Consider the following 24,366-nt stretch of genomic DNA (forward strand, 5'->3'; position numbering starts at 1 on the left):
CGGCACCGAGTTCGCCGCCCACCTTTCCTTGCAGAGCCTCTTGATGAAGACCTTCTTCTGCGACCCCCACGCGCCGTGGCAAAAGGGCGGCATCGAGAACGCCATCGGCCGCTTGCGCCGCTTCATCCCCCGAAAGACCGACCTCGAAAAGCTCCCAACCAAGCGCTTCCGCCAGTCCGTTGCCACCTACAACAACACCCCGCGCAAATGCCTTGACTTCAGAACCCCGGCAGAGGCCTTCTCCTCTCAACTGTTGCACTTCGAGTGTGAATCCACCTCCCGGCCTTCGCCGGGACGACAGCAGAGTGTGTGGCGCTACACGCGCGAACTAATGCCCCTCGCCCTCGAGCCCGCCGACGTGCTTCTGGGTGTAGAGCTCGAGACCGATGCGGCCGATCAGGTCGAGCTGGGTTTCGAGGAAGTCGATGTGGTGCTCCTCGTCGCTCATCAGCTTCTCGAACAGGTCGCGCGTGACGTAGTCCTTGACGCCGTGGCAGTAGGTCGCCGCTTCCTGATAGAGTGCCCGCGCGCTCATCTCGGCGGCGAGGTCGCACTCGATGATCTCCTTGACGTTCTGGCCGATGCGCAGGGGATCGAGCACCTGCATGTTCGGGAAGCCGTCGAAGAACAGGATGCGCGCGGTGAGCTTGTCGGCGTGCTCCATCTCCTCGATGGATTCCTTGCGCCAGACCTTGGCCATGTCCAGCAGGCCCCAATTGTCGAGGAAGCGGTAGTGCAGCCAGTACTGGTTGATCGCAGTCAGCTCGTGACGCAGTGCCTTGTTGAGGTAGTCGATGACTTTTGCGTCGCCCTGCATGGTTCACTCCAGCTCTTGCAGTCCAAATCGGTCTAAACCGAATTTAGAACGCTTCTAAATGAGTTTACGCACGGGAGCAACCGGCTACGGAGCCGCAGCCGGGGAAAAGCTCAGCCGAGGTTGCGGAAGATTTCAGCAGGCCGCGAGCGCGAACTGGGTGAGCTCGGCCGTTTCGTCATTGGCGGCCACGGTGTGGCTGTGCGGGCAGCCGGAGCAGCAGGACTTGGCGCAGGGGCCAAGCGCTTCGTCGATGATGGTCTTGATCGTCCGCGCGCAGCGGCCGCACTCGGCGCTACAGCCGAGGCAGCCATAGACCTGCTTGGCATGGCGCACGGCGTCGTCGGACTCGGCGACAGCAGCGCGGATGTCGTCATCGCTCAGCACGTTACAGGAACAAACGATCATGGAAGCGGCAGGCCCTTCGGTGATGCGCCATCATCGATATTTAAGGGGCCGGCCGGATGCAAAAGGAAAAACCGGTATTTGAAGCTATTCCAAACTGGCCCGCAAACAGCCTAGAACGGCTCTAAAATAGGGTGTTGCGCTGGATCAAGATTGCGGCGGACCTAGTCGCCGCCACCGCCTCCCCCACCGTCGCCGCCTCCACAATCCCCGCCCCCGCCGCTATCGCTGCTGGAACAGCTGCCGCCATCGGTCGAGTTCCCCGAGCTGTCGCCCGAAAACCAGCTCCCCAGCGAGAAGCCGTCGCTCGTCCCCGAATAGCTGTCTCCGCCCCCACTGCCGCCATCGCTGCCGGCCCCTGCGCGGGAGCGGCGCTGGCCGCGGTTCTGGAGGTGGGTGATCCAGCCGTAGCCGATCGCAAAGACGACCCCGGCAGCAATCAATGCATTGATCAGCGCGTTGCCCATCATCGCCTCCCTGGCGGAGCTGCGGTCCATACCAATTCGTCGCACCCGGCCAAGGTGCCGTTCATTGATCATTCAAACGAAGTATGGAACTTTGTCTCCCAAATAGTTCCCGCGTGTTTGTGCGAAAGGTCAAACCCAATGAAGAAGTCCCTCCTGGCAGTCGCTGCCCTCGCCGCTGTGGCCCTGACGGCCGGGACGCCGGCCCATGCCCAGCGCGGCGTCGCTGCCGGCGTGGCGGCCGGGATCATCGGCGGCGCCATTGTCGGTGGCGCGCTCGCCTCTCCGTATTATTACGGACCGGGGCCGGGCTATGCCTATGGTCCGGGTTATGAACCTGGTTACTACCCGCCCCGCTACTACGCGCCGAGTCCGGGTTATGTCGCCGACGACTATTACGGCGGCTGCGCCTGGCAGAGGCAGCGCTTCTGGGACGGCTATGCCTGGCGCGTCCGCCGCGTCAGGGTCTGTGGCTGAGGCGCCAACCGGTTCACTACGGACGCGCCGTTCATCTCGGGGCCCGAAAAAGACCGCTTTTTCTCGTCACAGCTCTGCGTACGTTTACCGTGGATTGACCATTTGCGCGCTTCCTAGCTGCAAGGCCAATACCATCAGAGTGTGCGTGAACCTTTGAACCCCGGACGCTTCTAACAAGGGACGTCCATCTCTCAGGAGAGCCAAGAGCATGAAGAAGACTTTAGTTGCCGCCCTCACGGTTGCGACGGTCGCCGGTTCGCTGGTGACCGCCACTCCGCCCGCCAAAGCCGGTGACGGCGTCGGCGCGGGCATCGCTGCCGGCCTGATCGGCGGCGCCATCGTCGGCGGTGCGATCGCGTCGAGCCGTCCGGCCTATGGCGGCCCCGTCTACGTGGCCGAACCGCCGCCCCCGCCCTGCTACTGGCAGCGCCAGCGTTACTGGGACGGTTACGGCTGGGTCATCCGCCCGGTTCGCGTTTGCTACTGATCTGATCGCACGGCGCTCATCAGCGCTGCGATCGAAGCCCGGCCGAGACCATCGGCCGGGCTTTTTCTTTTGGTCCCGCGCTATCGCGCCGCCTGGATCGAACGCAGCACCTCTTCGCTCGGCCAGCAATCGACCTTGAGGCCCGCCGACTTCTGGTAGGCGCCGAGCGCAGCGCGCGTCTGCATGCCGGCCTTGCCGTCGATCTTGTCCTTGTAGAGCCCGACGCGCGTGAGCCCGCGCTGCATGGTCTCGACGTCCTTGGTGCGCAATTGCTTCGAGGCCGACCACGGCGTTGCGAAGGGCAGCGGGCTCGTCATGCGGTCGCTGAGATGACCGACGAACAGCACGTACAGGTCGGAGAAATTGTATTCCTTGATGACGAAATAGTTCTTCGTGGTCAGGAATGACGGGCCGTAGATTCCCTCCGGCTGTAGCAACGAGGCCGGCTGCGCCTGCTCCGCGGTGCTGAGCTTTTGTCCACGCACCGGCACGAAGCCTTCCCGCAGCCACTGGCTGATCGGCTTCGTCACCTCCGGCACGCCGGTGGTGCAATCGACCTTGGCCGGCGCCTGCACCTCGTAGGCCCAGCGCACGCCGCTCTGCCAACCCTTGTTGACGAGCTGCTGCGCGGCGGAGGCCAGCGCATCCGGCACCGAATGCCAGATGTCGATGCGGCCGTCGCGATCGAAGTCGACGCCGTGGTTGTAATACTCCGACGGCAGGAATTGCGTGAGCCCGGTGGCGCCGGCCCAGGACGAGCGCATGTCCTTGCGCGTCACCACGCCATCGCCCAGGATCTTCAGCGAGAGGATGAACTCGTTGCGATAGGTGTCCTTGCGGCGGCCGACATAGGCCTGCGTCGCCAGCACGCGGACGAGATCGTAAGGCAGCGTGTAGCGGCCGTAGTCGGTCTCGCGTCCCCAGATCGCCAGCATGACGGTCGCAGGCACGCCCGAGCTCTTCTCGATCTCGGTCAGCGCGGGACGATATTTTTGCAAGAGCCGCTGCCCCTCGCCTGCAAGGCGCGCGATCGAGGCGTCCCTGACGTAGTCGGCCGGCACCTGCACGAACTCGGCCTGCGACGGCGCGCCGGTCGCGGGCCGGCCCGGCAGGATCAGGTCCGGCAGCTTGTAATCCGGCTCGAGCCCGCGCGTCTGCTCATCGAACGTCGCGCGCGACACGCCGGCCGCCTGCGCCTCCGGCCAGAGCGAGGCGATGAACTGCGTGAAGGCAGCGTCGGCGGCGCGGGCGGACGACCAGCCGCAGGTGACGACGATCACCGCAGCGATGAGCGCCCGCCGCATCATGCCGACATCACCGCGTCAGCTTCTTGTACTTCACGCGGTGCGGAATGACGCTGTCCTGGCCGAGCCGGCGCATCTTGTCCTTCTCGTAGTCCTGGAAGTTGCCTTCGAACCATTCGACATGGCTGTCGCCTTCGAAGGCCAGGATGTGCGTCGCGATGCGGTCGAGGAACCAGCGGTCATGGCTGATGATGACGGCGCAGCCGGCAAAATCTTCCAGCGCCTCTTCGAGCGCGCGCAGCGTGTCGACGTCGAGATCGTTGGTCGGTTCGTCGAGCAGCAGGACGTTGGCGCCGGACTTCAGCATCTTGGCGAGATGCACGCGGTTGCGTTCACCGCCCGAGAGTGCACCGACCTTCTTCTGCTGGTCGGCACCCTTGAAGTTGAACGACGAGCAATAGCCGCGCGAGTTCACTTCCTTCTTGCCGAGCAGGATCAGCTCGTTGCCGCCGGAGATCTCCTCCCACACGTTCTTGCTGCCGTCGAGCGCGTCGCGCGACTGGTCGACATAGCCGAGATGCACGGTCTCGCCGACCGTGATGGTGCCGTTGTCCGGCGTTTCCTGCTTGGTGATCATCTTGAACAGCGTGGTCTTGCCGGCGCCGTTGGCGCCGATCACGCCCACGATGCCGCCGGGCGGCAGCTTGAAGGTGAGATCGTCGATCAAGAGGCGATCGCCATAGCCTTTGCTGAGGCCTTCGAAGTCGACGACGTTGGCACCGAGCCGCTCGGCGACGGGGATGATGATCTGCGCGGTCTGGGTCTGCTTCTCGCTCGCCTGCTTGAGCAGCTCCTCGTAGCGTTGATAGCGCGCCTTTGACTTGGCCTGGCGCGCCTTCGGCGAGGACGCGACCCATTCCTGCTCGCGCGCGATCGTCTTCTGATGCGCGGCGTCCTCGCGGCCTTCCTGCTCGAGCCGCTTCTGCTTCTGCACCAGCCAGGACGAGTAGTTGCCCTCGTAGGGAATGCCCTTGCCGCGGTCGAGCTCGAGAATCCAGCTCGTGACGTTGTCGAGGAAGTAGCGGTCGTGGGTGACGATCAGGATCGCGCCAGGATAGTTGCGCAGATGACCTTCGAGCCACGACACCGACTCGGCGTCGAGATGGTTGGTCGGTTCGTCGAGCAGCAACAAGTCAGGCTGGTCGAGCAGCAGTTTGCACAGCGCGACGCGGCGGCGCTCACCGCCCGAGAGTTTTGTCACATCGGCATCGTCGGGCGGGCAGCGTAGCGCGTCCATCGCCTGGTCGACCTTGCTGTCGAGATCCCAGAGGCCCTGGGCCTCGATCTCGTCCTGCAGCTTGGTCATCTCGTCGGCGGTTTCTTCCGAATAGTTCATCGCCAGCTCGTTGTAGCGATCGAGGATGGCCTTCTGCTTGGCGACACCCAGCATGACGTTCTCGCGCGCCGAGAGCGTCGGGTCGAGATGCGGTTCCTGCTCGAGATAGCCGACGCGGGCGCCCTGGGCGACCCAGGCCTCGCCGTTATACTCCTTGTCGAGGCCGGCCATGATCTTGAGCAGCGTCGACTTGCCCGAGCCGTTGACGCCGAGCACACCGATCTTGGCGTCCGGGTAGAACGACAGATGAATGTTATCGAGCACCTTCCGGGTCGGGTAGCTCTTGGTCAGGCCCTGCATGAAATAGATGAACTGGCGCGCCATCGGTCCCGTGAAACCTTCGATTTGAGGAAATTTGCTTGCCGCCGATGTAACGATCCCGCCCCCAAAGGGCAACGTTTTCCCTCCGTTCACCACGGATGAATACGGATTGGACACCATCCGGCCGCCGATCCGGACAATTGAAACCATTTTTTAATAAAGTGGGCCAAAGCTCGTCATGGCGCCGAAAAAGACGCCACCCGCGGCAGAAGCGGCGGGGAGAACAGCGAGGCCGCGTCATGGCTCTGATCGAGACCACTTCCATCGCCGTTCCGGCACGAGCCGGTAACGCTTCCGGACTCGTCACGGAGATCAAGGGCTTCTGGAAGCGCTTCTTCGCCACCGCCTTCAACCCCTACCGGCCCGAGCTGCACTACATGCGTGGTCCCGGCCCCGCCTGGCGCGCCAAGCACGGCATGGATACGCCGTTCCGCCTCAAGCCCCGCGACCTCTGAACCCCTTCTCTCTCCTATCGGATTTTTGAACACGTCAGCTTCTTGCGCGCGGGCGTGATTGCGCGCAACCATGGCCAGGTTCCGACGATGGCGCTCCCCGCCTGGCGCCGTCATCTCTCGCCATGGATGAACGCTGATGACGCGGCTGCGCTGTGCAATTCTCGACGACTATTTCAACCTCGCCCTCGACGTCGCTGATTGGCAAAAACTGTCCGACCGCGTCGACGTCACCGTATTCAGCCATCCCTTTGCCTCGGAGCAGGCCGCGGCCAGCGCGCTGGCCGATTTCGAGATCGTCTGCGCGATGCGCGAGCGCACGGCGTTCCCCAAGAGCCTGTTCGAAACGCTGCCGAAGCTGAAGCTGCTGCTGACGTCCGGCATGCGCAACGCCTCGATCGACATGGAGGCTGCGAAGGCGCAAGGCGTTGCCATCGGCGGCACGCAATACTCCCGCGATCCGACCGCGCCGCTGACGATGGGCCTGATCCTCGAACTGACCCGCGGCATCGGCCGGGAAAACGCGCGCATGCATGCGGGCGAGCCCTGGCAGACCTTTGCCGGTGTCGAGATCGAGGGGCTGACGCTCGGTGTCGTCGGGCTCGGCAAGCTCGGCAGCAAGATGGCGGGCATTGCGAAAGCATTCGGCATGAACGTGATCGCCTGGAGCCCGAACCTCACGCCGGAGAAGTGCAAGGCGGCCGGCGTCGGCTACGCCACCAAGGAGGAGCTGTTCGCCAAGGCCGACATCGTCACCATCCATGTGGTGCTGAGCGACCGCTCACGCGGACTGGTCAGCGCTGCGGACCTCGCGCGGATGAAGCCGACGGCCTTCCTCGTCAACACCGCGCGCGGGCCGATCGTGGACGAGGCGGCGCTGCTGGAGGCCCTGCAGCAGAGGAAGATCGCCGGCGCCGGCTTGGATGTGTTCTCGGTCGAGCCGCTGCCGGTCGACCATCCCTTCCGCAAGCTCGACAACCTCGTGCTGACGCCGCATCTCGGCTACGCGACCGAGGACGGATTGCGTATCCACTATGACCAGATGGTCGAGGCGATCGACGCCTGGACCCGAGGCGGCGAGCTGCCGCGGAAGCTGGCCTGAAACGAAGAAGGGCGCGCCGACGGCACGCCCTTCGCAATCTGATTTGTCTCGAAGCGCCTAGCGCACGGTGACCGGCGCAGGCAGCGGCGGCACCACGGTCGGCTGCGTCCCCGGGACGGGGCCGGCCTGGGCAGACATTGGAGCCGGCGCACCGGGCGTCGGCGCGGCCGAGGCAGTCGCCGTACCCGGCGCCGGACCGCCCGGCATCACCACCACGCGGGTGCCGACCTTGACCCGGTCGAACAGGTCGGAGACGTCCTCGTTCAGCATGCCGATGCAGCCGGATGAGACGAACTTGCCGATCGTCGAGGGCTGGTTGGTGCCGTGGATACGGTAGACGGTCGAGCCGAGATACATAGCGCGGGCGCCGAGCGGATTGCCCGGGCCGCCGGCCATGAAGCGCGGCAGGTAGGGCTGGCGCTCGATCATCTCGGTCGGCGGATGCCAATCCGGCCACTCGGCCTTGCGGGTGATCTTCTGCACGCCGGTCCAGGTGAAGCCGTCGCGGCCGACGCGAACGCCGTAGCGGATCGCACGGCCATTGCCGAGCACGTAATAGAGGTAGGTGTTCGGGGTATCGACGATGAGCGTTCCGGCCGGCTCCTTCGTCGCCAGCGAGACTTCCTGACGGCGCAGGTTCTGCGGCAATTGCGCCGGGGCGGCGTCGGGCTGCTCCTCGGGCGGCAGCGAAGCGATCGACATCGGCCGGCCATCGGCACCAAGGGCGGGCTGCTGCGAGACCGCTCCGGTCGCGGCCGGGCCACCGACGGCCTCCGGCGGACGCAGGCCATCGCTGCCAGGCGCCTGCGCCGGACGGTCGGCATAGATCACCGCGGGCGGGCCGGCGGGGCGGCCATAGCGGGGATCGTCGGGCGACATCACCGGACCCTGCGGCGGCGCAGCCGAGTAGACGGGAGCGCCGGCTGGACGGCCATAACGGGGATCATCCGGCGACATCACCGGTCCCTGCGGCGGGGCGGCCGAATACACCGGAGGACCAGCGGGGCGGCCATAGCGGGGATCGTTGGGCGACATCGGACCGCCCGGGCCGGGCGGCGGCAGCGATGCCTGCGGCAGCCCGTCGTCGTCATCTTCCAGCGCGTCGAAATTCGGCGTGCGGTCGCCGGGGCGGTATTCGGCCGGAGCGCCATAGCTCGGCGCCTGCTGAACCGGATAGCTCTGGGCCTGTGCGAGCGAAGTTCCCGCCGCAGCGACTGTTGCGGCAGCGCATATCGTCAGAAAATGTTTGATCATCATCGCTCTTGTATAGTCCCCAAGCCCTATCGGACCGCTAACGGCCAGATGACCGAAAATAGCGGCACATTCAAGACATTGCAGGCTCATTTGCGCCGGATTTGCCGATTTGTGATCGGCAGGACTACCGTTGCTCCGTTGCATCACGGGGGCGGAAATCGCGTTGCGCCGTGGATTGCCGGAGTCATCGCCCCGATTTTAAGGGAACGGCGCGGAGGCGTTGCGATATGTTCGAATCAGCCTGATTCGCCGCCGCTTCGAGCTCCGATTCCGCGTGGCGAATGCGGCAACCAGTACCGTCACCGCGTTCAGATGGCTCATGGGCCCTGGCCACCTCGCCGCCGGGGCGGAAATTCGCAATCCCTCGATGCTTCCCGGCTTTCGCTTCCTGCTTGCCGCGATCCTGCTGTCAACTTCCATCCTGGTGTTCGGCCTGGGCGCCGCTGCGCTGCTGCGCGCGAGCCACGAGCAGTATGTCAGCAACCCCTCCTGGCGGAACGGCCCGCAGGAGCAGGTGTTTGCGCAGGCGTCCGAGCCGGCCCAGCCGGTGCTCGCGGCCTTGCGCACAGAGCCGGAGCCGGCCGAGCCCACCGCGCCGTCGCTGCGCGACCAGGTGCCGACCATCGCCCTGCCGGCGAGCGAGCCCGAGCAGGTCGCGGCGGTGACGAGCGAGGCTGACGCTCAGCCCCAGGTCGTTGCACCTTCGGCCGATACCTCGGCCGCCGAACCGGCCAAGGCCGAGACGACGACGGAAGGCACGGCACCAGCCCCCACTGACACGCTCACCCCGGCCGACACCACGGCATCGATCCCCGAGGCCAAGCCTGCCCCGATCGCCAGCGCGCCGGCACCGGCTGACCCCAGCCCGGCCCTGGCATCCTCGGCGCTCGATGTCGCCGCGGCCAAGATTGCCGCGCTGAACGACCCAGCGACGACGGCCTGGAAGGATCCGCCGGCCAAGGCCAAGGCGGACGGCAGCGCCCCGGACAGCAAGGCGACCAAGCCGCGGGCGAAGGCGAAGAAGCGGCACCGCGTCGTGCGGCGCCCGCCGCCTCAGCAGCTGCAGCAGTCGCTTGATCCGTTCGGGCGACCGCTGCAGACCTTCGCGACGACAACCACGCGCCCGCGCCAGTAAGTTCACGCAGGCCCGGTCGCGACCGGCGGGCCGCCGGCCTGACCCCATTCCGACCATGAGCCGTCATAGAGCGCGGTGTCGGCGATCCCCAAGCGATAGAGCGCGAGCGTCAGCACGCCGGCCGACACGCCGGAGCCGCAGCTCGTCACGATCGGCGCATCGAGCTTGACGCCGGCGCCGGTGAAGGCGGCACGCAGATCGTCGAGCGGCTTCATCGTTCCGGTCGCGGCATTGAACAGGAGATTGTAGGGCACGTTGCGGGCGCCGGGGATGTGGCCGGAGCGGATGCCCGGCCGCGGCTCCGGCGCGCGGCCCTCGAAACGGTCGGCGGCGCGCGCGTCGATGACCTGCTCTTTGCCGCTTTCCAAATTGGCGACGAGTTGCTGCATGCTGCGCACGCGCTTGGCGTCGTAGCTCGCCTTGAACGTCGCAGGCTTCGGCTTCACCTCGCCGCTCTCGACGGTGCGCCCCTCGGCGCGCCATTTCTTCAGGCCGCCATTGAGAATGCGCACATTGCCGTGGCCGAAAGCCAGGAACATCCACCATGCGCGCGGCGCCGCAACCCAGCCGCCGGCGTCGTACAGGACGACGGTGTCGGCGTTGGAGATGCCGAGATTGCCGACGTCACGACCGAACTGCTCGGCGCTCGGATACATGTGCGGCAACGGGTTGGAATGGTCCGACACCGCATCGACGTCGAAGAACACCGCGCCGGGCAGATGCGCAGCGAGATAGTCGTCCTTCGGCAGCGGCAAGACGCCCGGCAGCTTGAAGCTGGCGTCAAGCACCCTGACGTTGGCGTCGTTGATATGGTCGGCGAGCCATTCGGTGGAGACGAGGGGGTCGGTGGGGGTGGTCATCAGTGCATTTCCTTTTCGTCATTCCGGGGCGCGCGCAGCGCGAACCCGGAATCCATTGGGCCGCAGCGTTGGTGGATGAATGGATTCCGGGCTCGCGACTTTGTCGCGCCCCGGAATGACGGATGAGAGCGCGAAGCACCCCTCACCCCTTCTTCTTCGGCTCCCACTGCTCCGTCGGGCCGCCGGCGTCGCGCCAGGCGGCGTAGCCGCCGGCGATGTGGGCGACGGGCTTGAGGCCCATGTCCTGCGCGGTCTTGGCCGCGAGCGCGGAACGCAGGCCACCGGCGCAGTGGAAGACGAACTTCTTGTCTTCCTGGAACACCGGTTTTGCATACGGGCTCTGCGGATCGATCCAGAATTCCAGCATGCCGCGGGTGCAGGCAAACGCGCCGGGGATGCGGCCGTCGCGCTCGATCTCGCGGGGGTCGCGGATGTCGACGATGACGACATCGCCGTTCTTCGAGATTTCGATGGCGTCCTTGGCGGTGAGCGTCTCGATCTCGGCATTGGCCTCGTCGACCAGCGCCTTGATGCCGCGGGTGATGGTCTGGGGCATGTGGTTCTCCCTCTTGTTGTCATTCCGGGGCGCGCGTAGCGCGAGCCCGGAACCCATTTCTCACTAACGCTGCGGCCCGATGGATTCCGAGCTCGATGCTTCGCATCGCCCCGGAATGACGACGGCGAGAGTCAGTGCGTCAATTCCTTCATCGCACCTTCGAGACCTTCGATGGTGATCGGGTACATCCGGTTGGCGAAGATGCGTTTGATGATGGTGGTGGATTCCGAATAGTCCCAGTGCTTCTGCGCGACCGGATTCAGCCACACCGAATGCGGATAGGTGCGGATGATGCGGTCGAGCCAGACCGAGCCTGGCTCCTCGTTGACGTGCTCGACCGAGCCGCCCGGCACCATGATCTCGTAAGGCGACATCGAGGCGTCGCCGACGAACACGACCTTGTAGTCGTGCGGGTATTTGTGCAGCACGTCCCAGGTCGGCGTGCGGTCGGTGAAGCGGCGCTTGTTCTGCTTCCACACGCCCTCATAGAGGCAGTTGTGGAAGTAGAAATACTCCATGTGCTTGAACTCGCTCTTCGCCGCCGAGAACAGCTCCTCGACCTGCTCGATATGCGCGTCCATCGAGCCGCCGATGTCGAAGAACACCAGCAGCTTCACCGCATTGCGCCGCTCGGGCCGCATGTGCACGTCGAGATAGCCGTGATTGGCGGTCTCGCGGATGGTGGTGTCGAGATCGAGCTCGTCAGGCGCGCCGGTGCGCGCGAACTTGCGCAGGCGCCGCAGCGCCACCTTGATGTTGCGGATGCCGAGCTCGACATTGCCGTCGAGATCCTTGAACTCGCGCTTGTCCCACACCTTCACGGCACGGTTGTTGCGGTTCTTCTCCTGGCCGATGCGGACGCCTTCGGGATTGTAGCCATAGGCGCCGAACGGCGAGGTGCCGGCCGTGCCGATCCACTTCGAGCCGCCCTGGTGCCGCCCCTTCTGCTCCTCGAGGCGCTTCTTCAGGGTCTCCATGAGCTTGTCCCAGCCCATGGCCTCGATCTGCTTCTTCTCTTCCTCGGTGAGGTATTTCTCGGCGAGCTTCTTCAGCCACTCCTCGGGGATCTCGGCCTTGTCCATGGCCTCGAGCAGGCTCTCCAGGCCCTTGAACACGGTGCCGAAGACGCGGTCGAACTTGTCGAGGTTGCGCTCGTCCTTCACCAGCGAGGCGCGCGACAGGTAGTAGAAGTTCTCGACCGTGTAGTCCGCAAGGTCAGCGTCGAGCGCCTCCATCAGCGTGAGGTATTCGCGCAGCGTCACGGGGACCTGCGCGTCGCGCAGAGAAGTGAAGAATTGCAGGAACATGGGTGACAGATTGCCCGTCGGGGGACGAACGTCAAGGGGCGGAGGCCGCGGCCGGGCGCTGGACCGGGAGGCTTTTTGCTCTAGAATTGACCACCTCACGGGGTTGTTTTGGGGACGTTTGCAATGGGAATTCTCGCAGCACTCATCATCGGCGCGATCGCCGGCTGGCTTGCCGGCAAGATTGTCCACGGGGCGGGATTTGGGCTGATCGGCAACATCGTCGTCGGCATCATCGGCGCACTGGTGGCGGGCTGGGTGCTGCCCCAGCTGCACATCCAGCTCGCGACCGGCACCGTCGGCGCGATCGTGGACGCCACGATCGGCGCGGTGATTGTGCTCGTCATCCTTTCGCTGATAAAACGGGTCTGAAAGCCTGACCGAACCAGGAACGGCCGCCATGAGCGGCCGTTCCGTTGTCGCGACGGGGCTTAGCGCCTCGCGCCGACGATCATTCAAGGACGCGCAATGAAATTTACCGGCACCAAGGACTATGTTGCGACCGACGATCTCAAGGTCGCCGTCAATGCCTCGATCGTGCTGGAGCGCCCGCTCCTCATCAAGGGCGAGCCCGGCACCGGCAAGACGGTGCTGGCCGAGGAAGTGGCGAAGGCGCTGAACGCGCCGCTTCTGACTTGGCACATCAAGTCCACCACCAAGGCGCAGCAGGGCCTCTACGAATACGACGCGGTGTCGCGCCTGCGCGACAGCCAGCTCGGCGATGCCAGGGTGTCCGACATCAGGAACTACATCAAGCGCGGCAAGCTGTGGGACGCCTTCACCGCCGAACAGCGGCCGGTGCTGCTGATCGATGAGATCGACAAGGCCGACATCGAATTCCCCAACGACCTCTTGCTCGAGCTCGACCGCATGGAATTCCATGTCTACGAGACCGGCGAGACGATCAAGGCCAAGCAGCGCCCGATCATGATGATCACCTCCAACAACGAGAAGGAGCTGCCGGACGCCTTCCTGCGCCGCTGCTTCTTCCACTACATCAAGTTCCCCGACGCCGACACGATGGCCCGGATCGTCGACGTCCACTTCCCCGGCATCAAGAAGCGCCTCGTCGAAGAGGCGCTGCGCATCTTCTTCGAGGTGCGCGAGGTGCCCGGCCTGAAGAAGAAGCCCTCGACCTCCGAGCTGCTCGACTGGCTGAAGCTGCTGCTCAACGAGGACATGAGCGTCGAGCAACTGCGCGAGCGCGACCCCCGCAAGCTGATCCCGCCGCTGCACGGCGCGCTGCTCAAGAACGAGCAGGACGTGCATTTGTTCGAGCGGCTGGCGTTCTTGAGCCGACGGGAAGTGTAGGCGGACGCAGCTCGCTCTTGGTTGTGAGTGAAGCAATTGGCCATATGCTCCGGTGTCGTCCTGGCGAAAGCCAGGACCCATACCGCGTGATCTATCGATTACGGACAGTCGGCGTACCGGACGACTAGTCTTCGTCAAACCTCTCCCTGTGGTTATGGGTCCCGGCCTTCGCCGGGACTACATTGGGGAGACATTTGAGCGCTGCACTCTCCGACTCGCATTTTGAATTGCGGACAAGCATTCGCATTCTCGCGGCTCATCTCGCCCGAGCTTTGCTTCATTCCTCGCCCCCAAAGAAAGAGGGCGCAGGGAAGGCCGGGTGCCGACTGGCACCCGCGGTCCGCTGCGCGAAAGGTAGCGCAAAAGAACCGCACAGCAGCATACAGGTGTAGCCAATCACTCGGCCTTCCCTGCGCGATGGTCGGACGGCTTATGCCGTGCTCTCCCGGGAGCCGAACTTTCCCTCTGGCCTCCCTCGCCCCGCGAATTGACGATGCCGTCCGCCCGGTTGGGCTCGCGCGCATCTTCGCGAAGGCTTGACCGTAGCAACGACGGCCAGGACCACACGTCTATATTTTGGCATTCGGTGAAACACCCAGAAACTAAGAAAACCCTTTAAAACAAGCGCCTTTTGGCTACCTTGATGCGGGCTGTTTCAGAGGGCTTCACCAAAATAAGGGCCCGGCCCTAAGCCTTTCAGCGTCCGCACGACAAACTGAAAGCCCCAATGCCGAGCCCCTTGGTCCCAAGCCTTAGGAGCCGAAACCACATGAATACTACCATTGCTCCCGCCCCCACTGACAAGCGGGGCCGCAACAGCAGCGTCATTCTGACCGACCGCCTGTGCGAGAAGCGCGTTGCCAAGCGGACCAAGTTTTATGACCGCAAATGCCCCGGCCTGTACGTCAGCATCACGACGGCGGGCGTTGCGACCTTCTCCTTCAAGTTTACCGATAAGCAGACCGGCAAGCAGCGCACTGGCTGGCTCGGCGTCTACAATCCCGAGACTTTCACGGTCGAGGACGCCCGCAGCAAGGTCTACGGGCTCAAGGGGATGGGCGGCGAGGCGCTCGCCCAGACCTTCCGCGACCAGAAGACGAGCAAGGCCCGGCGCGGCAAGACCGTCGCCGAGATCATTGACGAGCGCATCGCGTGGATGAAGACACCGGTTAAGAAGCCCGACGGCGAGATGCGGCCCCGGCTGGAGAGCTGGGAAAGCACCGCGAGCCACCTCGACCGCTTCATCCGCCCCCGCCTCGGCAAGAAGCTGGCCATGGAGGTCACCAAGCACGACATCGCGACACTGTCGAACGACATCGTCGCAGGCAAGTTCGGCAAGCCCTCAGTCAGCAACGCGCGCCACATGCGCAAGGCGGCCTCCGGCCTGTTCAACTGGGCGGCGGAAGCCGGGCGCGACTATGTGACCGCCAGCCCCTGCGTCAACCTGCCGAAGCTCGATCCGGAGCATCCCCGTACACGCGTCCTGTCAGAGGATGAGATCAGGACCTTCTGGCATGGCCTAGACCGCAACGACCTCCCCTATGACCGCCGGACGCGGCTCGCTCTTAAGTTCGAGTTGGTCACTATGCTGCGGTCACGCGAGTTGCTCGGTGCGCGCCGCGACGAGCTGTTCGACCTGGACGGTGAGCATCCGCGTTTCGACGTGCCGCTCAAGCGGGTCAAGAAGCGGCGCGTGATCCAGCAGCCGTTGTCTGATCTGGCGGTCGAGATCATCAAGGAAGCGCTCGCCTCTGATGATCAGCAGTATGTTTTCGAGAGCCCGATGTACAAAGGCCAGCCGATCCACCGGAAGGCAATGGCCGACGCGCTGCGGGGCACCAGGCACGAGACGAACAAGGACAAGACCAAGACCGCCGGGCTTTGCGAACTGCTCAGCCTCAAGCCGTTCACACCGCACGATCTCCGCCGGACGGCAGCGACCCTGGCCGGCGATCTTGGCTTCGACGATGCGTGGATCGCGAAGTGCCTCGATCACGCCGCGAACAAGAAATCCGAGCAGAGCGTGCCGACGGTTACCGGCAAAGTCTACAATCACAGCAAACGCATGAAGGAGAAGCGCGCGGTGTTGGATGGTGTTGCGGCCGAGCTGCGGCGCATCATCGGTAAGCCTGCCGCGAAGGTCCAGGAACAGAATGGGCCGCGGCTCGCCGCCTGACCGACGCATTATCCGCCAAGCGTACTCTCAACCCGGTCTCGGCTTCCGGTGACCGGGCTTCGCATTCCCCTGCGCATGAAATGTCAGGCAGCAAAAATCCTTGATAATTCAATGATATATATCTTGAGTGTCGTCATTTGTGTCGCGATCCGACGAGCCACCCGAGCTGTGTATAACTACCCGCTTCGGGCTATTGCTGGCCTAAGTTGCAGCCGGTCTAAACCCTCCTTTGTAATTGTCTTTTCCGAGCGCTGATCTCGCTCAGCGTCGCAGGGACGCGCGCTGGTGCGCCCCCTGGGGCTCGATGTCTCGATGCACGACGGGGCAGCCCTCGCGCTGACGACGCGCCCCGGATCGTCTGGGAGAGCACGCGGGTTCGCTCCCCGTGGGTCGCTCAACGTCGTGGGAGCGAGCCGAGCGCGCCTGGGTCGCGACCCGACTTACCCCGGAAGCACATCACTCGGGCAGGTCGGCATGTCCGCAACGTGCGACACCCGAGCATCAGAGGATGGGTCATCTGCGCTGAGCGCTCTCCGTGTGTGCCTTGGCTCGCGCTGCGAAAGCGGAACACTGCAAGGGCCCAATCATGTAGTCTGGTTTGCGGAGACAAGCCTGCTCAAGCTGCGCGTTGAATTCCGGTGTGTAGTGCCACTCGAAATACGCGATCCGTCCATCCTTGACGACGGTCGAACCGTCCCATTCGCCGGGCTCTACGCCCAGTTCGACGTAAGGGGCCCAGCCATAGGTCTTGCCGTGAGACGTTACCCCGTCGCCATCCAAACGCACTTCGTAATCGCGGTTTTGCAGGCCCTTAAGACGACCCAGTACTTGGCGCAATGACGCTTCACCGGTAGCCCTCGCGCCGATGCTGCCCACAATGACCGCATCGTTCGCCATGAAGCCCATAAGTTCGTCCACGCTACTTCCAGCCCAAGCTCCCAAGAACGACTTCGTAACGACGACAGGATCGCTCTGTCTCGCGTCTTCCGCATGTGATGCCGTCAAACTGCACAAGGCGACAATCGCGCCCATCCGGATGATACCGTGCCTCATCGCGCGCCCCCTCCTTACCGCACTTGCCGTAGCCGTGTACGTGGAGCGGAGCTCGGCATTCCCGCTTTCAGCAACCTTCCACGTCAGGGTCTTGGATGCAACTTCCGGGTGGGGTCGAGAAGCGGATGTCGCTGCCCGCCTCGGGTCACTTCCGCTCTGCCGTCGCGTGGTGATGGTGACAGCGATGGTGCCGCGCCTGTGCGCCGTGATGCCGTCGCTGTTGCTGTCGCGAGGTGATGCGCGCTGGCGATGGTCGAGTTGACGCGGTGTGCGCTCGATGCTGACACGGTCGCGACCTGAGGCGCGCACGGGGAGAGCCCCCGGGTCGTCAAGTTACTTTGGGGCGCGCAAAGGGTGCCAGATACGCGCGACGGCACCCTTTCAGCATATTTGACCCGGATAAAAACGGAATTGCATAGTTTTCCCGAATGCGCATAGGCCTCATGTGGCTGGCGCGTGCAGTTCCGTCTGGCTCACCCGCAACGAAACGCTACGCTGAGCCGGATGCAAGACCTGGGGTTCAAATTTTGGGTGGGCATGCTTGGGATCGCGCCCGTGATCCTGATCGTCATCATGCTGTTCTGGCGCTGACCATGACGACCTACCGAGAGAAGATCACCTTCGGCGAAATGCGCGAGATCGGCACCCGTGACGTGCTGGTCTATTGCCGCGACCGCGAATGCAGCCACCGCATAACATTCAACGCGGATTGCTGGCCCGATCATGTGCGGCTCTCCGACATCGAACCGGACTTCGTTTGCGTCGCCTGCGGCAAGCGCGGCGCGGACGTGCGGCCGAAGTTTGTGGAGGCGCGTATGGCAACGGCTGGCTGATGCCCACAAGCAGGCACAGCGAAGTAGGACTGACAATGCCGATGTCAGTCCCAGATCGGGCGTTGCATCGCTCGCGGTTGCGCTCGTTTGTCGTCGTCGCGCTTGCAGTACCCGGAGCAGGAGAAGCCGGGACGAGGCAAGAAGGGAAAGCGGCGGCGGCCGCCGCTTTTACCCAGGTGCGCTTGAAGGAAGCCCGGCAGGTTCTCGCTCATTCACGCGACAGGTGCGCGATGTGGCGGATGTCGAACGCACAGGCGCTGATCTTCGTCGTGCTGGTGGCTGTCATGGTCGCGCTGGCGCTGCTGCTGGCGGCGACCGACCGGAAGCGACGCCGCGCGCTCGCGATTAGTCCAGAAACTGGACTACCTTGCCAACCCTCGTGATGCTAAAGTTCTCGCATGACAGGCTATGGATCATTTTGCCCCGTAGCCAAAGCTGCGGAAATTCTCACGGAGCGGTGGACGCCGCTCGTGCTCCGCGAACTGTTGCTAGGTTCCAGTCACTTCAACCAGCTTCGCCGCGGCATCCCACAGATGTCGCCGACCCTCCTCACCAAGCGCCTGCAAACGCTAGAAAAGGCAGGGCTAATCTCACGCCAATCAGGCGATAATGGGCATTGGGAGTACCATCCAACCCAGGCAGCCAAGGAAGCTTGGCCAATTATCGATGCAATGGGCTATTGGGGCCACAAGTGGGTGCGCAGCCAGCTCACACCCAACGAACTCCACGCGGGCCGGCTCATGTGGAATATGCGCCGTTCGTTCGATCTGCGGCACATTCCATGCGACTTTGTGCTGTACATCGAGATTGCGGACGCCCGGCAAAAGCGCTGGTGGTTTGTTGTGAAGAGGGAGGAAGTCGATCTCTGCTGGGATGATCCTGGCTTCGAGGTCGATATCAGTCTCTATGCGAGCCTGCTGACCCTTGTGCAAATTTTCATAGGCGACCCGCCGCTGCTACGGGCGTGTCAGCTCGGCAAGATCGATATCGATGGTCCTGACCATCTTGTGAAGAGCATGCCGGCTTGGTTCCCACACAGCAAATATGCCGAGGAGGCGCTTGTCGGGCCAAATCTTCACCAGCTGAGAACATCCTCTTCAGTCCACTTTTTGGACTAGCGCTTCCCCCAGTAGTAGGTGCGAATGCGTTCACGCGCTGAGCATCTCAGCTGAAGGAGGCAAAGATGACCCGCATTTCAACCGTTTCCCTCGCCCTCATTCTGATCGTCAACCATGCCGGTCAAGCATTGGCGGATCCGCTCGCAGATAAGGTGACATCGATGAACGCCCAATGGGATGCCGCCATTAACAACGCAGACTTCGATGCCCTATTACCATTGTATACGCCTGACGGCAGATTGATGCCGCCTGGTGCGCAACCCGTCACCGGCCCTCTCGCAATCCGTGATTTCTTTGCTGGGCGGGGAAGAAGCGTCAGTAATCACAAGCTTGAGCTGGTGGATGTGCTGCCCATCGGGAACTACGCCTATACCACGTCCCATTTCACTGCCACGTTCATGGCGAATGAGAAGGCAGCGTCAATTTCCGGCAGCACTGTGAGACTTCTTGAACGCCAACCCGACGGACAATGGAAGATAAAGTCTCATATCTTTGTTAAAGAATGAGACGGGCAAGTTCGGCAGCGCGATCCGCCAGAATGTTGTGCCGGTCAACATAGAGTTAGCCAGTTCGCATCGACGTGGCTGATGGGAGAGTTCAGCACCACGTCCGTTTCTCCCGGCATGTCTGCTTCTTGCGTTGCTACTGGGGACAAGTGGACATTCCATTGTCGTTCCCGTTGTGCCCGCCAAGTTATCCACCGCAAGCTGTAGCGGCTTGCCTCTCGCGTGCCGCCCGGCGATCCTCTCACCATGGGGAGCAGATCACGCGAGAGCATCTACGGCGCGTCGGTCAGGGCGGCAGCTGAAACGGCTGCGGAAGCGCGCAAGAAAGCCGACAGGCTGGCGTGCGAGGCGTGGACCATGCGCATGCTCGGCTTTCAGGGTCCGGCCCAGCCGTCGCCGACCCTGGGCGACGCGCTCAATGCCGGTTACGGCTATCTCGAAGTCCGCTGCCTTGGCTGCGACACCAACCAGACCGTTGCACTCGACATCGTGCGGCGACCGAAGAGCACGCCGGTCCACGAGCTGGAGCGCTACATGCGCTGCAAGGACTGCTCGCAGGTGCGCGGCTATGCGTACAAGCGAAGCGCGCTGGTGGCGCTGCGACCGACAAAGATTTCTGCGAGCGATCCGCCATCGACGTGGTGGCCGGGGGAGCGATGATTTCGGGAGAAGCAATGAGACGATTGAACAAGGCCGCTCTCGTCGTCCTGCTGTGTGTCCAACCGATGATGGTGAGAGCCGAAGCCGTCAGCGTTCCTGACGATGGGTCGCTGACCGTTGACAGACCGATCCAACAGATCATTGCCCACTATGGCCTCAACAAGCAGGAGGCGGGGCTAGCAATAAGAGCCGCAGCGGGCTTCGCCTACGTTGGCACATGTCGCGGTGTTGGCTTTTCTGACGCGATGGGAGCTATCTCGCTCATCATGGGTGCAGACCCCGATGTGCCTTATCAAGCGGCGGCCCTTGCCATCCTCGGCATTTATACGCGCTCCGCGTTTGGACGCCAAAGTTCGGCGGCGTGCGCGAAGGTCTATGATGACGCGACTAAGCAATAGGCACCGTCTGCGCCGATGTGGCAACCAAGATCAGCGCGAGCGACCGCCGTCAACGTGGTGGCCAGGGGAACGGTAAACAATGCACGTGACTGTCTCTCAACTCCTACAAACGGCCTTTGCGATGGCAAATGGTAGTTATCCGTCGCTGGCTGATCAGTGGACCGCAGCGTCGTACAGGGTCGATAGCGCGATGATCGGTACGATGGTTTTCGCGAAAGTGCAGGACTTGGGACGCATCGACGTTCTGTCGCGAGCACTCGAGGACGACGAGCGAGAACGTCTTGCGAGTGGCCAGGCCGATCTCCATGCCACCAACAATCTAGCATTGCTATCTGCGGCCTTCATCGGCGGAATGTACGCAGTGGTCCGAGCGTTGCGTGATCGCGAGCAGCGGAAAATGCAAGGTAATATCGCGCGAGTATTTCCCGCGCCAGACCTCGACCGGCTCTTGCACGATCTGGAACTGGTCCGCGTCCCCCTCGAAAAGTTCGAGCTTCAGCAGGAACGCAAACTCGAAGGGCCTCTGCAAATGTTCGCCGTGCCTTACGTCGATGGCAACGACGATGTCTCGACGTATGATCGAGCCGACCCCCACAGGGCGTTGATCCTGCCGACGGCTTCAGCACTGTGACCGGCTCGTATGGATGGGACACCAGCGATTGGCAGCACGAGGGCGCGAAGTGGCTTTATCGGCGCGATCTTGCTGACGCCTTCCTCAAGCTTGCGCTCGCCGACCCTTCTAAGCCACCGACGTGATTGGCGCGTCTTATGTGCAACCTCTACAGCATCACCACCAACCAAGCTGCCATCGCGGCGCTGTTTCGCGTCGTCAACCGTTATGTCGGCAACCTCGCACCGATGCCGGGCGTCTTTCCCGACTATCCGGCCCCAGTGATCCGTAACACCGATACTGGCCGCGAGCTTAGCATGATGCGCTGGGGCATGCCGCCGCCGCCAGATAAGCCGCCTGTACCACAGACAAATATCCGGAGCGCGGGCTGGCGATATTGGCAGCAGTGGCTCGCTAAGCCTGAGAGCCGGTGCTTGGTCCCGGCCAACAGCTTCGCCGAGTACGCGCCGGAACCGAACCCGGAGACGAAGAAAAAGGACGTGGTCTGGTTCGCACTCAACGAGGATCGGCCGCTGTTCGCCTTCGCTGGCATCTGGACGACGTTCAACGGTGATCGCGGCACGAAGTCGAAGCCGGTGCCAGGGCCGCATCAGGTCTACGGCTTTCTCACGACATCCCCGAACGCTGTGGTCGAGCCGATCCACCCGAAGGCCATGCCGGTGATCCTGACCACCGATGAGGAACGCGACGCTTGGCTGCGCGCGCCGTGGGACGAGGCGAAGGCGTTGCAGCGACCATTGCCGGATGACGCGATCAAGATTGTGTTGCGTGGCGCGGATAAGGAAGATCGGACTGCGGCGTGATGCCGGTCTGGAGGGAATGGCTGTATGACGCTACCTGAGACCCCACTCCAGATCGACCTCGGTGCGTCGCTGTTCTTGACCTTGCACAAGGCTGCCACCCGTCAAGTTGATGCGGCCATAGATGCCCTGCAGGCCGGAGATTTCGACGTGGCGCTCACGCTGGCTGGAGCCGCGGAGGGGATGATCGAGCGCTCCGGCCATCACATGTTCGGATGGCTGAAGCATCACCCAAAGGCCCTGGAGCGCTTCAGCCAAAGGGAGTGGATTTCAATACTGAATACAGAGCGCGATTGGTTGAAGCATGGCGGTCAACCTGCAATGCGGATTTCGGTTGCTGAGGCCGCATTCATGATCGCCCGTGCTGCATCGAAGTTGGAGGATTGGACCCCCAAAATGGTGGCTTTCAAAATCTGGCTGCTCGCCAATATCGACAGCATTTAGCTGCGCCCGATGAACGCCAAAGGTTGGTCCCGCCGGTTCTTCGATCCGATCATTCTCCCGGACGGTCGCAAGCTCGTGACGCTGCGCGATGCCGCCACCTACATTACCGAACCGCCGAAGGCGGATCACAACGCCGATGAATGGCAAACCGCGATGGAGACCATGCTGCTCGTTGCCGAGCGAGACGGCCCTGAGATGATGGCGCGGATTGGGATGATGCGGGCGCTGAACCGGCACAGCGAGAAGCCGACACCGGCGCCACGACAGAAGCGGGCCAAGGCTTATCGGCTGATCCGGTGATCGCCGCTGGCGAGCCCGGCTGTGGATACTGGGAAACAACCCGCATCCCGCGCGAGCAATTGCCGCTACGCTCTCAGCCGTCACCGGGGGGAGCTTCAATGGCGGATCGTGAGCAAGAGCTAAGAACGTGCCACATCGACCACCCGACCCAACGGCGTGGCCAAAGGGCATCAGGTCTATCTCGATTGACGAAGCCGGTGCGCTGGGGGTGGACGCCACGGGTGAGCTTTACTGGCACGGCAAGCCCGTCGAAATCCGGCGACCACTCGATCTGACGGTGGGACAATTTTGGATCGCTGTCATTGTTGCCGCCGCGACGGTCGTCGCCGCGCTCGGCGCGGTGGCTCAGAGGTTCGCTGCCTACAACGAATGGTCCTGCAAGGTCGGCTGGAAGGCAGTGGCATGTCCGCCAGCGGCTCTACCATCAGTCGATGAACTGTTCCCGCTGCGTGGAACGCGCGCCTATGACCAGTGCCTTGTGGCGCAGAGAGGAAGCACCGAAGCGTGCGACGCCATCATGCGGATGCGCGATGCTGACGAGCGATTGAAGAAGAAATGACGATCACACCTGACATGCTGACGCTGTCGTGGGGCCTGAATGACTGATCCATGGGCGTTTGGGTGGACGCCGTTGCTTACGATCATCGGCTTTTTCGTCACCCTTGGTATTGCGAATTTCGGGTTCCGAACCTTCGAGCGGTGGAAGCGGGAAAAGATCGAGGAAAAGCGAATTGACATTGCCATCGAAGCTCTTGAGCTTGCCTATGAGTGCCAAGAGGTTTTCGAGATTATCCGCAACCCGATAACGTCCGGGTCGGAGTACGCAGACATGCCGCGCCGGGATAGCGAAGGCGAGCCGGAATGGAGCAGCCGTGCTCCATTCTACGCGACGTTGAGGAGAGCGCAGGATAATGCGGGCATGTTCGAGCGGCTGGCGAAGTTACGTCCGAGATACATGGCGCTGTTTGGTGTGCCAGCAGCCGATAGTTTCAAACTGATCCGAGAGGCTCGCGCCCATGTCGTCGTTTCAGCGCAACATCTCTGCTTCCGCCCGTTCGTCGGGCCGGATGCCGATAACCAGCGGACGCGAAAGGAGTGTGACGTTTGGCACGGCATGGCCGAGGTATACCTTGCGGATTACCCAGGCGTGGATCGCGTGGACGTCCGCATAAAGGGCTTCGTCGAAGAGACTGAGCGGCGTTGTCGCCCGATTATCGACCGCACTTACGCCGCGCAGAAATCGAAGCGTTGGTGGCGGAGCAAGAAGCCCGCATAAGTACCGATGGAGCGTGGACACCGTGCAGGTGGCAGTCGCTCCGCATTCGGCCATCAGGGTCCTTTGGGGAGGGCCTGCGCCGGGTACGCGCGACGGCGGGCTATCTAGATATTTGCAATTCATGATTTCGCGTTTTGTTTTATGCAAGTCGGTACAAATCGCGGTGCCGCGATGTGGCGGATGTCGAACGCTCAGGCGTTGATCTTCATCGCGCTGGTCGCTGTCATGGTGGCGTTGGCGCTGCTGCTGACGTGATCGTTGACCGGAAGCGACACGACCTATGCGGCCATGCCACGAAGCCGAATGTGAAGTCCGCTCCCGTGAGCGTTGCAGATCTTTTGTGCTCAAAGCGAGCTTTTCGGATTTTGACCCGGTGCAGACATTAGACGATGTGCCAATCCCGAGCACATTGGACTGCCAGCGCCCTTGTGACCAACCTCACAGACCGTCCGCTTGCCTTTCCGCAGGGTGAGAATACGCTGCTCACGTTTGATTTGGGGCTGTAAATGGGCGCGCTTCGTTTTCTTTTGATCATTTTTGCTGTTTGGCTCGGATGCGGACCGGCCATGGCCGAACGGCGCGTCGCGCT

The 24,366-nt window shown here is 63.0% G+C and carries 32 protein-coding genes; 20 read left to right on the forward strand and 12 right to left on the reverse strand.

What is annotated here, in order from left to right; genetic code table 11:
- From A3M7_RS50315 to A3M7_RS0136415, 4 genes are all read right to left on the reverse strand, one after another.
- Positions 1-259: hypothetical protein (locus A3M7_RS50315; RefSeq protein ID WP_210164302.1), on the reverse strand; the 259-nt coding region annotated here is incomplete at its 3' end.
- A 69-nt stretch (positions 260-328) separates the two neighbouring features.
- The gene (gene bfr / locus A3M7_RS0136405; protein WP_011089420.1) at positions 329-817 is read right to left on the reverse strand and encodes a bacterioferritin; all 489 of its coding nucleotides are present in this window, start codon (positions 815-817) and stop codon (positions 329-331) included.
- A gap of 132 nt (positions 818-949) precedes the next feature.
- Positions 950-1,222 carry a bacterioferritin-associated ferredoxin gene (locus tag A3M7_RS0136410; protein WP_014492873.1) on the reverse strand — a complete coding sequence of 91 codons (273 nt, stop codon included), beginning with the start codon at positions 1,220-1,222 and terminating at the stop codon, positions 950-952.
- Positions 1,223-1,383: 161 nt separating this feature from the next.
- Positions 1,384-1,689, reverse strand: a complete 306-nt coding sequence (locus tag A3M7_RS0136415; RefSeq protein WP_049823927.1) for a hypothetical protein — start codon at positions 1,687-1,689, stop codon at positions 1,384-1,386.
- A gap of 135 nt (positions 1,690-1,824) precedes the next feature.
- Here A3M7_RS0136415 and A3M7_RS0136420 point away from each other — a divergent pair, with 135 nt between their 5' ends.
- Both A3M7_RS0136420 and A3M7_RS0136425 read left to right on the forward strand, forming a co-directional pair.
- Positions 1,825-2,160, forward strand: a complete 336-nt coding sequence (locus tag A3M7_RS0136420; RefSeq protein ID WP_027548306.1) for a hypothetical protein — start codon at positions 1,825-1,827, stop codon at positions 2,158-2,160.
- A gap of 208 nt (positions 2,161-2,368) precedes the next feature.
- Entirely contained in the window at positions 2,369-2,647 is a 279-nt protein-coding gene (locus A3M7_RS0136425; RefSeq protein ID WP_027548307.1) for a hypothetical protein, read from the forward strand.
- 80 nt (positions 2,648-2,727) lie between these two features.
- Here A3M7_RS0136425 and A3M7_RS0136430 read toward each other — a convergent pair whose 3' ends face one another.
- Both A3M7_RS0136430 and ettA read right to left on the reverse strand, forming a co-directional pair.
- Positions 2,728-3,954, reverse strand: coding sequence for a lytic murein transglycosylase (locus A3M7_RS0136430; RefSeq protein WP_027548308.1), 1,227 nt, complete (start codon positions 3,952-3,954; stop codon positions 2,728-2,730).
- Positions 3,955-3,961: 7 nt separating this feature from the next.
- Positions 3,962-5,611 carry an energy-dependent translational throttle protein EttA gene (ettA, locus tag A3M7_RS0136435; protein WP_027548309.1) on the reverse strand — a complete coding sequence of 550 codons (1,650 nt, stop codon included), beginning with the start codon at positions 5,609-5,611 and terminating at the stop codon, positions 3,962-3,964.
- Between the two features lie 236 nt (positions 5,612-5,847).
- Between ettA and A3M7_RS0136440 the strand changes: the two genes are divergently transcribed.
- Entirely contained in the window at positions 5,848-6,063 is a 216-nt protein-coding gene (locus A3M7_RS0136440; RefSeq protein WP_027548310.1) for a hypothetical protein, read from the forward strand.
- Positions 6,064-6,199: 136 nt separating this feature from the next.
- Positions 6,200-7,162 (forward strand): D-2-hydroxyacid dehydrogenase family protein, encoded by a 963-nt coding sequence (locus tag A3M7_RS0136445; protein ID WP_027548311.1) that lies wholly within the window; start codon positions 6,200-6,202, stop codon positions 7,160-7,162.
- Positions 7,163-7,219: 57 nt separating this feature from the next.
- Here the strand turns inward: A3M7_RS0136445 and A3M7_RS0136450 are convergent, their stop codons facing one another.
- Positions 7,220-8,416 carry a L,D-transpeptidase gene (locus A3M7_RS0136450; RefSeq protein WP_049823928.1) on the reverse strand — a complete coding sequence of 399 codons (1,197 nt, stop codon included), beginning with the start codon at positions 8,414-8,416 and terminating at the stop codon, positions 7,220-7,222.
- Between the two features lie 319 nt (positions 8,417-8,735).
- Between A3M7_RS0136450 and A3M7_RS0136455 the strand changes: the two genes are divergently transcribed.
- Positions 8,736-9,551 carry a hypothetical protein gene (locus A3M7_RS0136455; RefSeq protein ID WP_027548313.1) on the forward strand — a complete coding sequence of 272 codons (816 nt, stop codon included), beginning with the start codon at positions 8,736-8,738 and terminating at the stop codon, positions 9,549-9,551.
- A gap of 2 nt (positions 9,552-9,553) precedes the next feature.
- On the opposite strand, the gene sseA is transcribed toward A3M7_RS0136455, so the two are convergent.
- The 3 genes from sseA to A3M7_RS0136470 form a co-directional block, all read right to left on the reverse strand.
- A complete protein-coding gene (sseA, locus tag A3M7_RS0136460) occupies positions 9,554-10,411 on the reverse strand; it encodes a 3-mercaptopyruvate sulfurtransferase (RefSeq protein WP_027548314.1) in 858 nt (285 codons plus the stop codon).
- 142 nt (positions 10,412-10,553) lie between these two features.
- Positions 10,554-10,967: a rhodanese-like domain-containing protein gene (locus tag A3M7_RS0136465; protein WP_027548315.1), complete on the reverse strand. Its 414-nt coding sequence runs from the start codon at positions 10,965-10,967 to the stop codon at positions 10,554-10,556.
- A 131-nt stretch (positions 10,968-11,098) separates the two neighbouring features.
- Entirely contained in the window at positions 11,099-12,274 is a 1,176-nt protein-coding gene (locus A3M7_RS0136470; protein ID WP_027548316.1) for a VWA domain-containing protein, read from the reverse strand.
- Between the two features lie 123 nt (positions 12,275-12,397).
- Here A3M7_RS0136470 and A3M7_RS0136475 point away from each other — a divergent pair, with 123 nt between their 5' ends.
- The 3 genes from A3M7_RS0136475 to A3M7_RS0136485 all read left to right on the forward strand — a co-directional run bounded on the left by A3M7_RS0136475 (position 12,398) and on the right by A3M7_RS0136485 (position 15,758).
- On the forward strand, positions 12,398-12,643 hold the full coding sequence (locus A3M7_RS0136475) for a GlsB/YeaQ/YmgE family stress response membrane protein (protein ID WP_027548317.1): 246 nt from the start codon (positions 12,398-12,400) through the stop codon (positions 12,641-12,643).
- A gap of 96 nt (positions 12,644-12,739) precedes the next feature.
- A complete protein-coding gene (locus A3M7_RS0136480) occupies positions 12,740-13,582 on the forward strand; it encodes a MoxR family ATPase (RefSeq protein WP_027548318.1) in 843 nt (280 codons plus the stop codon).
- A 769-nt stretch (positions 13,583-14,351) separates the two neighbouring features.
- Complete coding sequence (locus A3M7_RS0136485; protein WP_049823920.1) at positions 14,352-15,758, forward strand: site-specific integrase; 1,407 nt, start codon at positions 14,352-14,354, stop codon at positions 15,756-15,758.
- Between the two features lie 513 nt (positions 15,759-16,271).
- Here the strand turns inward: A3M7_RS0136485 and A3M7_RS0136490 are convergent.
- On the reverse strand, positions 16,272-16,676 hold the full coding sequence (locus A3M7_RS0136490) for a hypothetical protein (protein WP_156937089.1): 405 nt from the start codon (positions 16,674-16,676) through the stop codon (positions 16,272-16,274).
- 578 nt (positions 16,677-17,254) lie between these two features.
- Between A3M7_RS0136490 and A3M7_RS51440 the strand changes: the two genes are divergently transcribed.
- The 12 genes from A3M7_RS51440 (at position 17,255) to A3M7_RS0136550 (ending at position 23,777) form a co-directional block, all read left to right on the forward strand.
- A complete protein-coding gene (locus A3M7_RS51440) occupies positions 17,255-17,644 on the forward strand; it encodes a hypothetical protein (RefSeq protein ID WP_371090249.1) in 390 nt (129 codons plus the stop codon).
- A 35-nt stretch (positions 17,645-17,679) separates the two neighbouring features.
- A complete protein-coding gene (locus tag A3M7_RS0136500; protein WP_156937090.1) occupies positions 17,680-18,027 on the forward strand; it encodes a hypothetical protein in 348 nt (115 codons plus the stop codon).
- 15 nt (positions 18,028-18,042) lie between these two features.
- A complete protein-coding gene (locus A3M7_RS45535) occupies positions 18,043-18,762 on the forward strand; it encodes a helix-turn-helix domain-containing protein (RefSeq protein ID WP_049823923.1) in 720 nt (239 codons plus the stop codon).
- A 65-nt stretch (positions 18,763-18,827) separates the two neighbouring features.
- Positions 18,828-19,268 (forward strand): DUF4440 domain-containing protein, encoded by a 441-nt coding sequence (locus A3M7_RS45540; protein WP_049823925.1) that lies wholly within the window; start codon positions 18,828-18,830, stop codon positions 19,266-19,268.
- 246 nt (positions 19,269-19,514) lie between these two features.
- The gene (locus tag A3M7_RS0136515; RefSeq protein WP_027548323.1) at positions 19,515-19,928 is read left to right on the forward strand and encodes a hypothetical protein; all 414 of its coding nucleotides are present in this window, start codon (positions 19,515-19,517) and stop codon (positions 19,926-19,928) included.
- Between the two features lie 14 nt (positions 19,929-19,942).
- The gene (locus A3M7_RS0136520) at positions 19,943-20,326 is read left to right on the forward strand and encodes a hypothetical protein (protein ID WP_156937091.1); all 384 of its coding nucleotides are present in this window, start codon (positions 19,943-19,945) and stop codon (positions 20,324-20,326) included.
- Positions 20,327-20,405: 79 nt separating this feature from the next.
- Entirely contained in the window at positions 20,406-20,957 is a 552-nt protein-coding gene (locus A3M7_RS0136525) for a hypothetical protein (RefSeq protein WP_027548325.1), read from the forward strand.
- Between the two features lie 137 nt (positions 20,958-21,094).
- Positions 21,095-21,760 (forward strand): SOS response-associated peptidase, encoded by a 666-nt coding sequence (locus A3M7_RS0136530; protein ID WP_027548326.1) that lies wholly within the window; start codon positions 21,095-21,097, stop codon positions 21,758-21,760.
- Positions 21,761-21,784: 24 nt separating this feature from the next.
- Positions 21,785-22,201, forward strand: coding sequence for a hypothetical protein (locus A3M7_RS0136535; protein WP_027548327.1), 417 nt, complete (start codon positions 21,785-21,787; stop codon positions 22,199-22,201).
- 9 nt (positions 22,202-22,210) lie between these two features.
- A complete protein-coding gene (locus A3M7_RS45545) occupies positions 22,211-22,501 on the forward strand; it encodes a hypothetical protein (protein WP_049823926.1) in 291 nt (96 codons plus the stop codon).
- A gap of 127 nt (positions 22,502-22,628) precedes the next feature.
- Positions 22,629-23,060: a hypothetical protein gene (locus A3M7_RS0136545; protein ID WP_156937092.1), complete on the forward strand. Its 432-nt coding sequence runs from the start codon at positions 22,629-22,631 to the stop codon at positions 23,058-23,060.
- A gap of 72 nt (positions 23,061-23,132) precedes the next feature.
- Positions 23,133-23,777, forward strand: coding sequence for a hypothetical protein (locus A3M7_RS0136550; RefSeq protein ID WP_156937093.1), 645 nt, complete (start codon positions 23,133-23,135; stop codon positions 23,775-23,777).
- Between the two features lie 344 nt (positions 23,778-24,121).
- Here A3M7_RS0136550 and A3M7_RS50320 read toward each other — a convergent pair.
- A partial coding sequence (locus A3M7_RS50320) for a hypothetical protein (protein ID WP_210164306.1) occupies positions 24,122-24,366 on the reverse strand: 245 nt, incomplete at its 5' end.

Origin of the sequence: Bradyrhizobium sp. WSM2254, from assembly GCF_000472645.1 — a bacterium.
In the GTDB taxonomy this organism is placed as follows: Bacteria; Pseudomonadota; Alphaproteobacteria; order Rhizobiales; family Xanthobacteraceae; genus Bradyrhizobium; species Bradyrhizobium niftali.

Coding starts and splice junctions, on each gene's coding strand:
- A3M7_RS0136535 (WP_027548327.1), top strand. CDS start 21,785: ATGACGCTACCTGAGACCCCACTCCAGATCGACCTCGGTGCGTCGCTG.
- bfr (WP_011089420.1), bottom strand. CDS start 817: ATGCAGGGCGACGCAAAAGTCATCGACTACCTCAACAAGGCACTGCGT.
- A3M7_RS0136530 (WP_027548326.1), top strand. CDS start 21,095: ATGTGCAACCTCTACAGCATCACCACCAACCAAGCTGCCATCGCGGCG.
- A3M7_RS0136430 (WP_027548308.1), bottom strand. CDS start 3,954: ATGATGCGGCGGGCGCTCATCGCTGCGGTGATCGTCGTCACCTGCGGC.
- A3M7_RS45535 (WP_049823923.1), top strand. CDS start 18,043: ATGACAGGCTATGGATCATTTTGCCCCGTAGCCAAAGCTGCGGAAATT.
- A3M7_RS0136475 (WP_027548317.1), top strand. CDS start 12,398: ATGGGAATTCTCGCAGCACTCATCATCGGCGCGATCGCCGGCTGGCTT.
- ettA (WP_027548309.1), bottom strand. CDS start 5,611: ATGGCGCGCCAGTTCATCTATTTCATGCAGGGCCTGACCAAGAGCTAC.
- A3M7_RS45540 (WP_049823925.1), top strand. CDS start 18,828: ATGACCCGCATTTCAACCGTTTCCCTCGCCCTCATTCTGATCGTCAAC.
- A3M7_RS0136420 (WP_027548306.1), top strand. CDS start 1,825: ATGAAGAAGTCCCTCCTGGCAGTCGCTGCCCTCGCCGCTGTGGCCCTG.
- A3M7_RS0136520 (WP_156937091.1), top strand. CDS start 19,943: ATGAGACGATTGAACAAGGCCGCTCTCGTCGTCCTGCTGTGTGTCCAA.
- A3M7_RS45545 (WP_049823926.1), top strand. CDS start 22,211: ATGAACGCCAAAGGTTGGTCCCGCCGGTTCTTCGATCCGATCATTCTC.
- A3M7_RS0136515 (WP_027548323.1), top strand. CDS start 19,515: ATGGGGAGCAGATCACGCGAGAGCATCTACGGCGCGTCGGTCAGGGCG.
- A3M7_RS0136485 (WP_049823920.1), top strand. CDS start 14,352: ATGAATACTACCATTGCTCCCGCCCCCACTGACAAGCGGGGCCGCAAC.
- A3M7_RS0136410 (WP_014492873.1), bottom strand. CDS start 1,222: ATGATCGTTTGTTCCTGTAACGTGCTGAGCGATGACGACATCCGCGCT.
- A3M7_RS51440 (WP_371090249.1), top strand. CDS start 17,255: ATGTGGCTGGCGCGTGCAGTTCCGTCTGGCTCACCCGCAACGAAACGC.
- A3M7_RS0136450 (WP_049823928.1), bottom strand. CDS start 8,416: ATGATCAAACATTTTCTGACGATATGCGCTGCCGCAACAGTCGCTGCG.
- A3M7_RS0136455 (WP_027548313.1), top strand. CDS start 8,736: ATGGGCCCTGGCCACCTCGCCGCCGGGGCGGAAATTCGCAATCCCTCG.
- A3M7_RS0136425 (WP_027548307.1), top strand. CDS start 2,369: ATGAAGAAGACTTTAGTTGCCGCCCTCACGGTTGCGACGGTCGCCGGT.
- sseA (WP_027548314.1), bottom strand. CDS start 10,411: ATGACCACCCCCACCGACCCCCTCGTCTCCACCGAATGGCTCGCCGAC.
- A3M7_RS0136470 (WP_027548316.1), bottom strand. CDS start 12,274: ATGTTCCTGCAATTCTTCACTTCTCTGCGCGACGCGCAGGTCCCCGTG.
- A3M7_RS0136500 (WP_156937090.1), top strand. CDS start 17,680: ATGCCGATGTCAGTCCCAGATCGGGCGTTGCATCGCTCGCGGTTGCGC.
- A3M7_RS0136465 (WP_027548315.1), bottom strand. CDS start 10,967: ATGCCCCAGACCATCACCCGCGGCATCAAGGCGCTGGTCGACGAGGCC.
- A3M7_RS0136440 (WP_027548310.1), top strand. CDS start 5,848: ATGGCTCTGATCGAGACCACTTCCATCGCCGTTCCGGCACGAGCCGGT.
- A3M7_RS0136445 (WP_027548311.1), top strand. CDS start 6,200: ATGACGCGGCTGCGCTGTGCAATTCTCGACGACTATTTCAACCTCGCC.
- A3M7_RS0136525 (WP_027548325.1), top strand. CDS start 20,406: ATGCACGTGACTGTCTCTCAACTCCTACAAACGGCCTTTGCGATGGCA.
- A3M7_RS0136415 (WP_049823927.1), bottom strand. CDS start 1,689: ATGATGGGCAACGCGCTGATCAATGCATTGATTGCTGCCGGGGTCGTC.
- A3M7_RS0136480 (WP_027548318.1), top strand. CDS start 12,740: ATGAAATTTACCGGCACCAAGGACTATGTTGCGACCGACGATCTCAAG.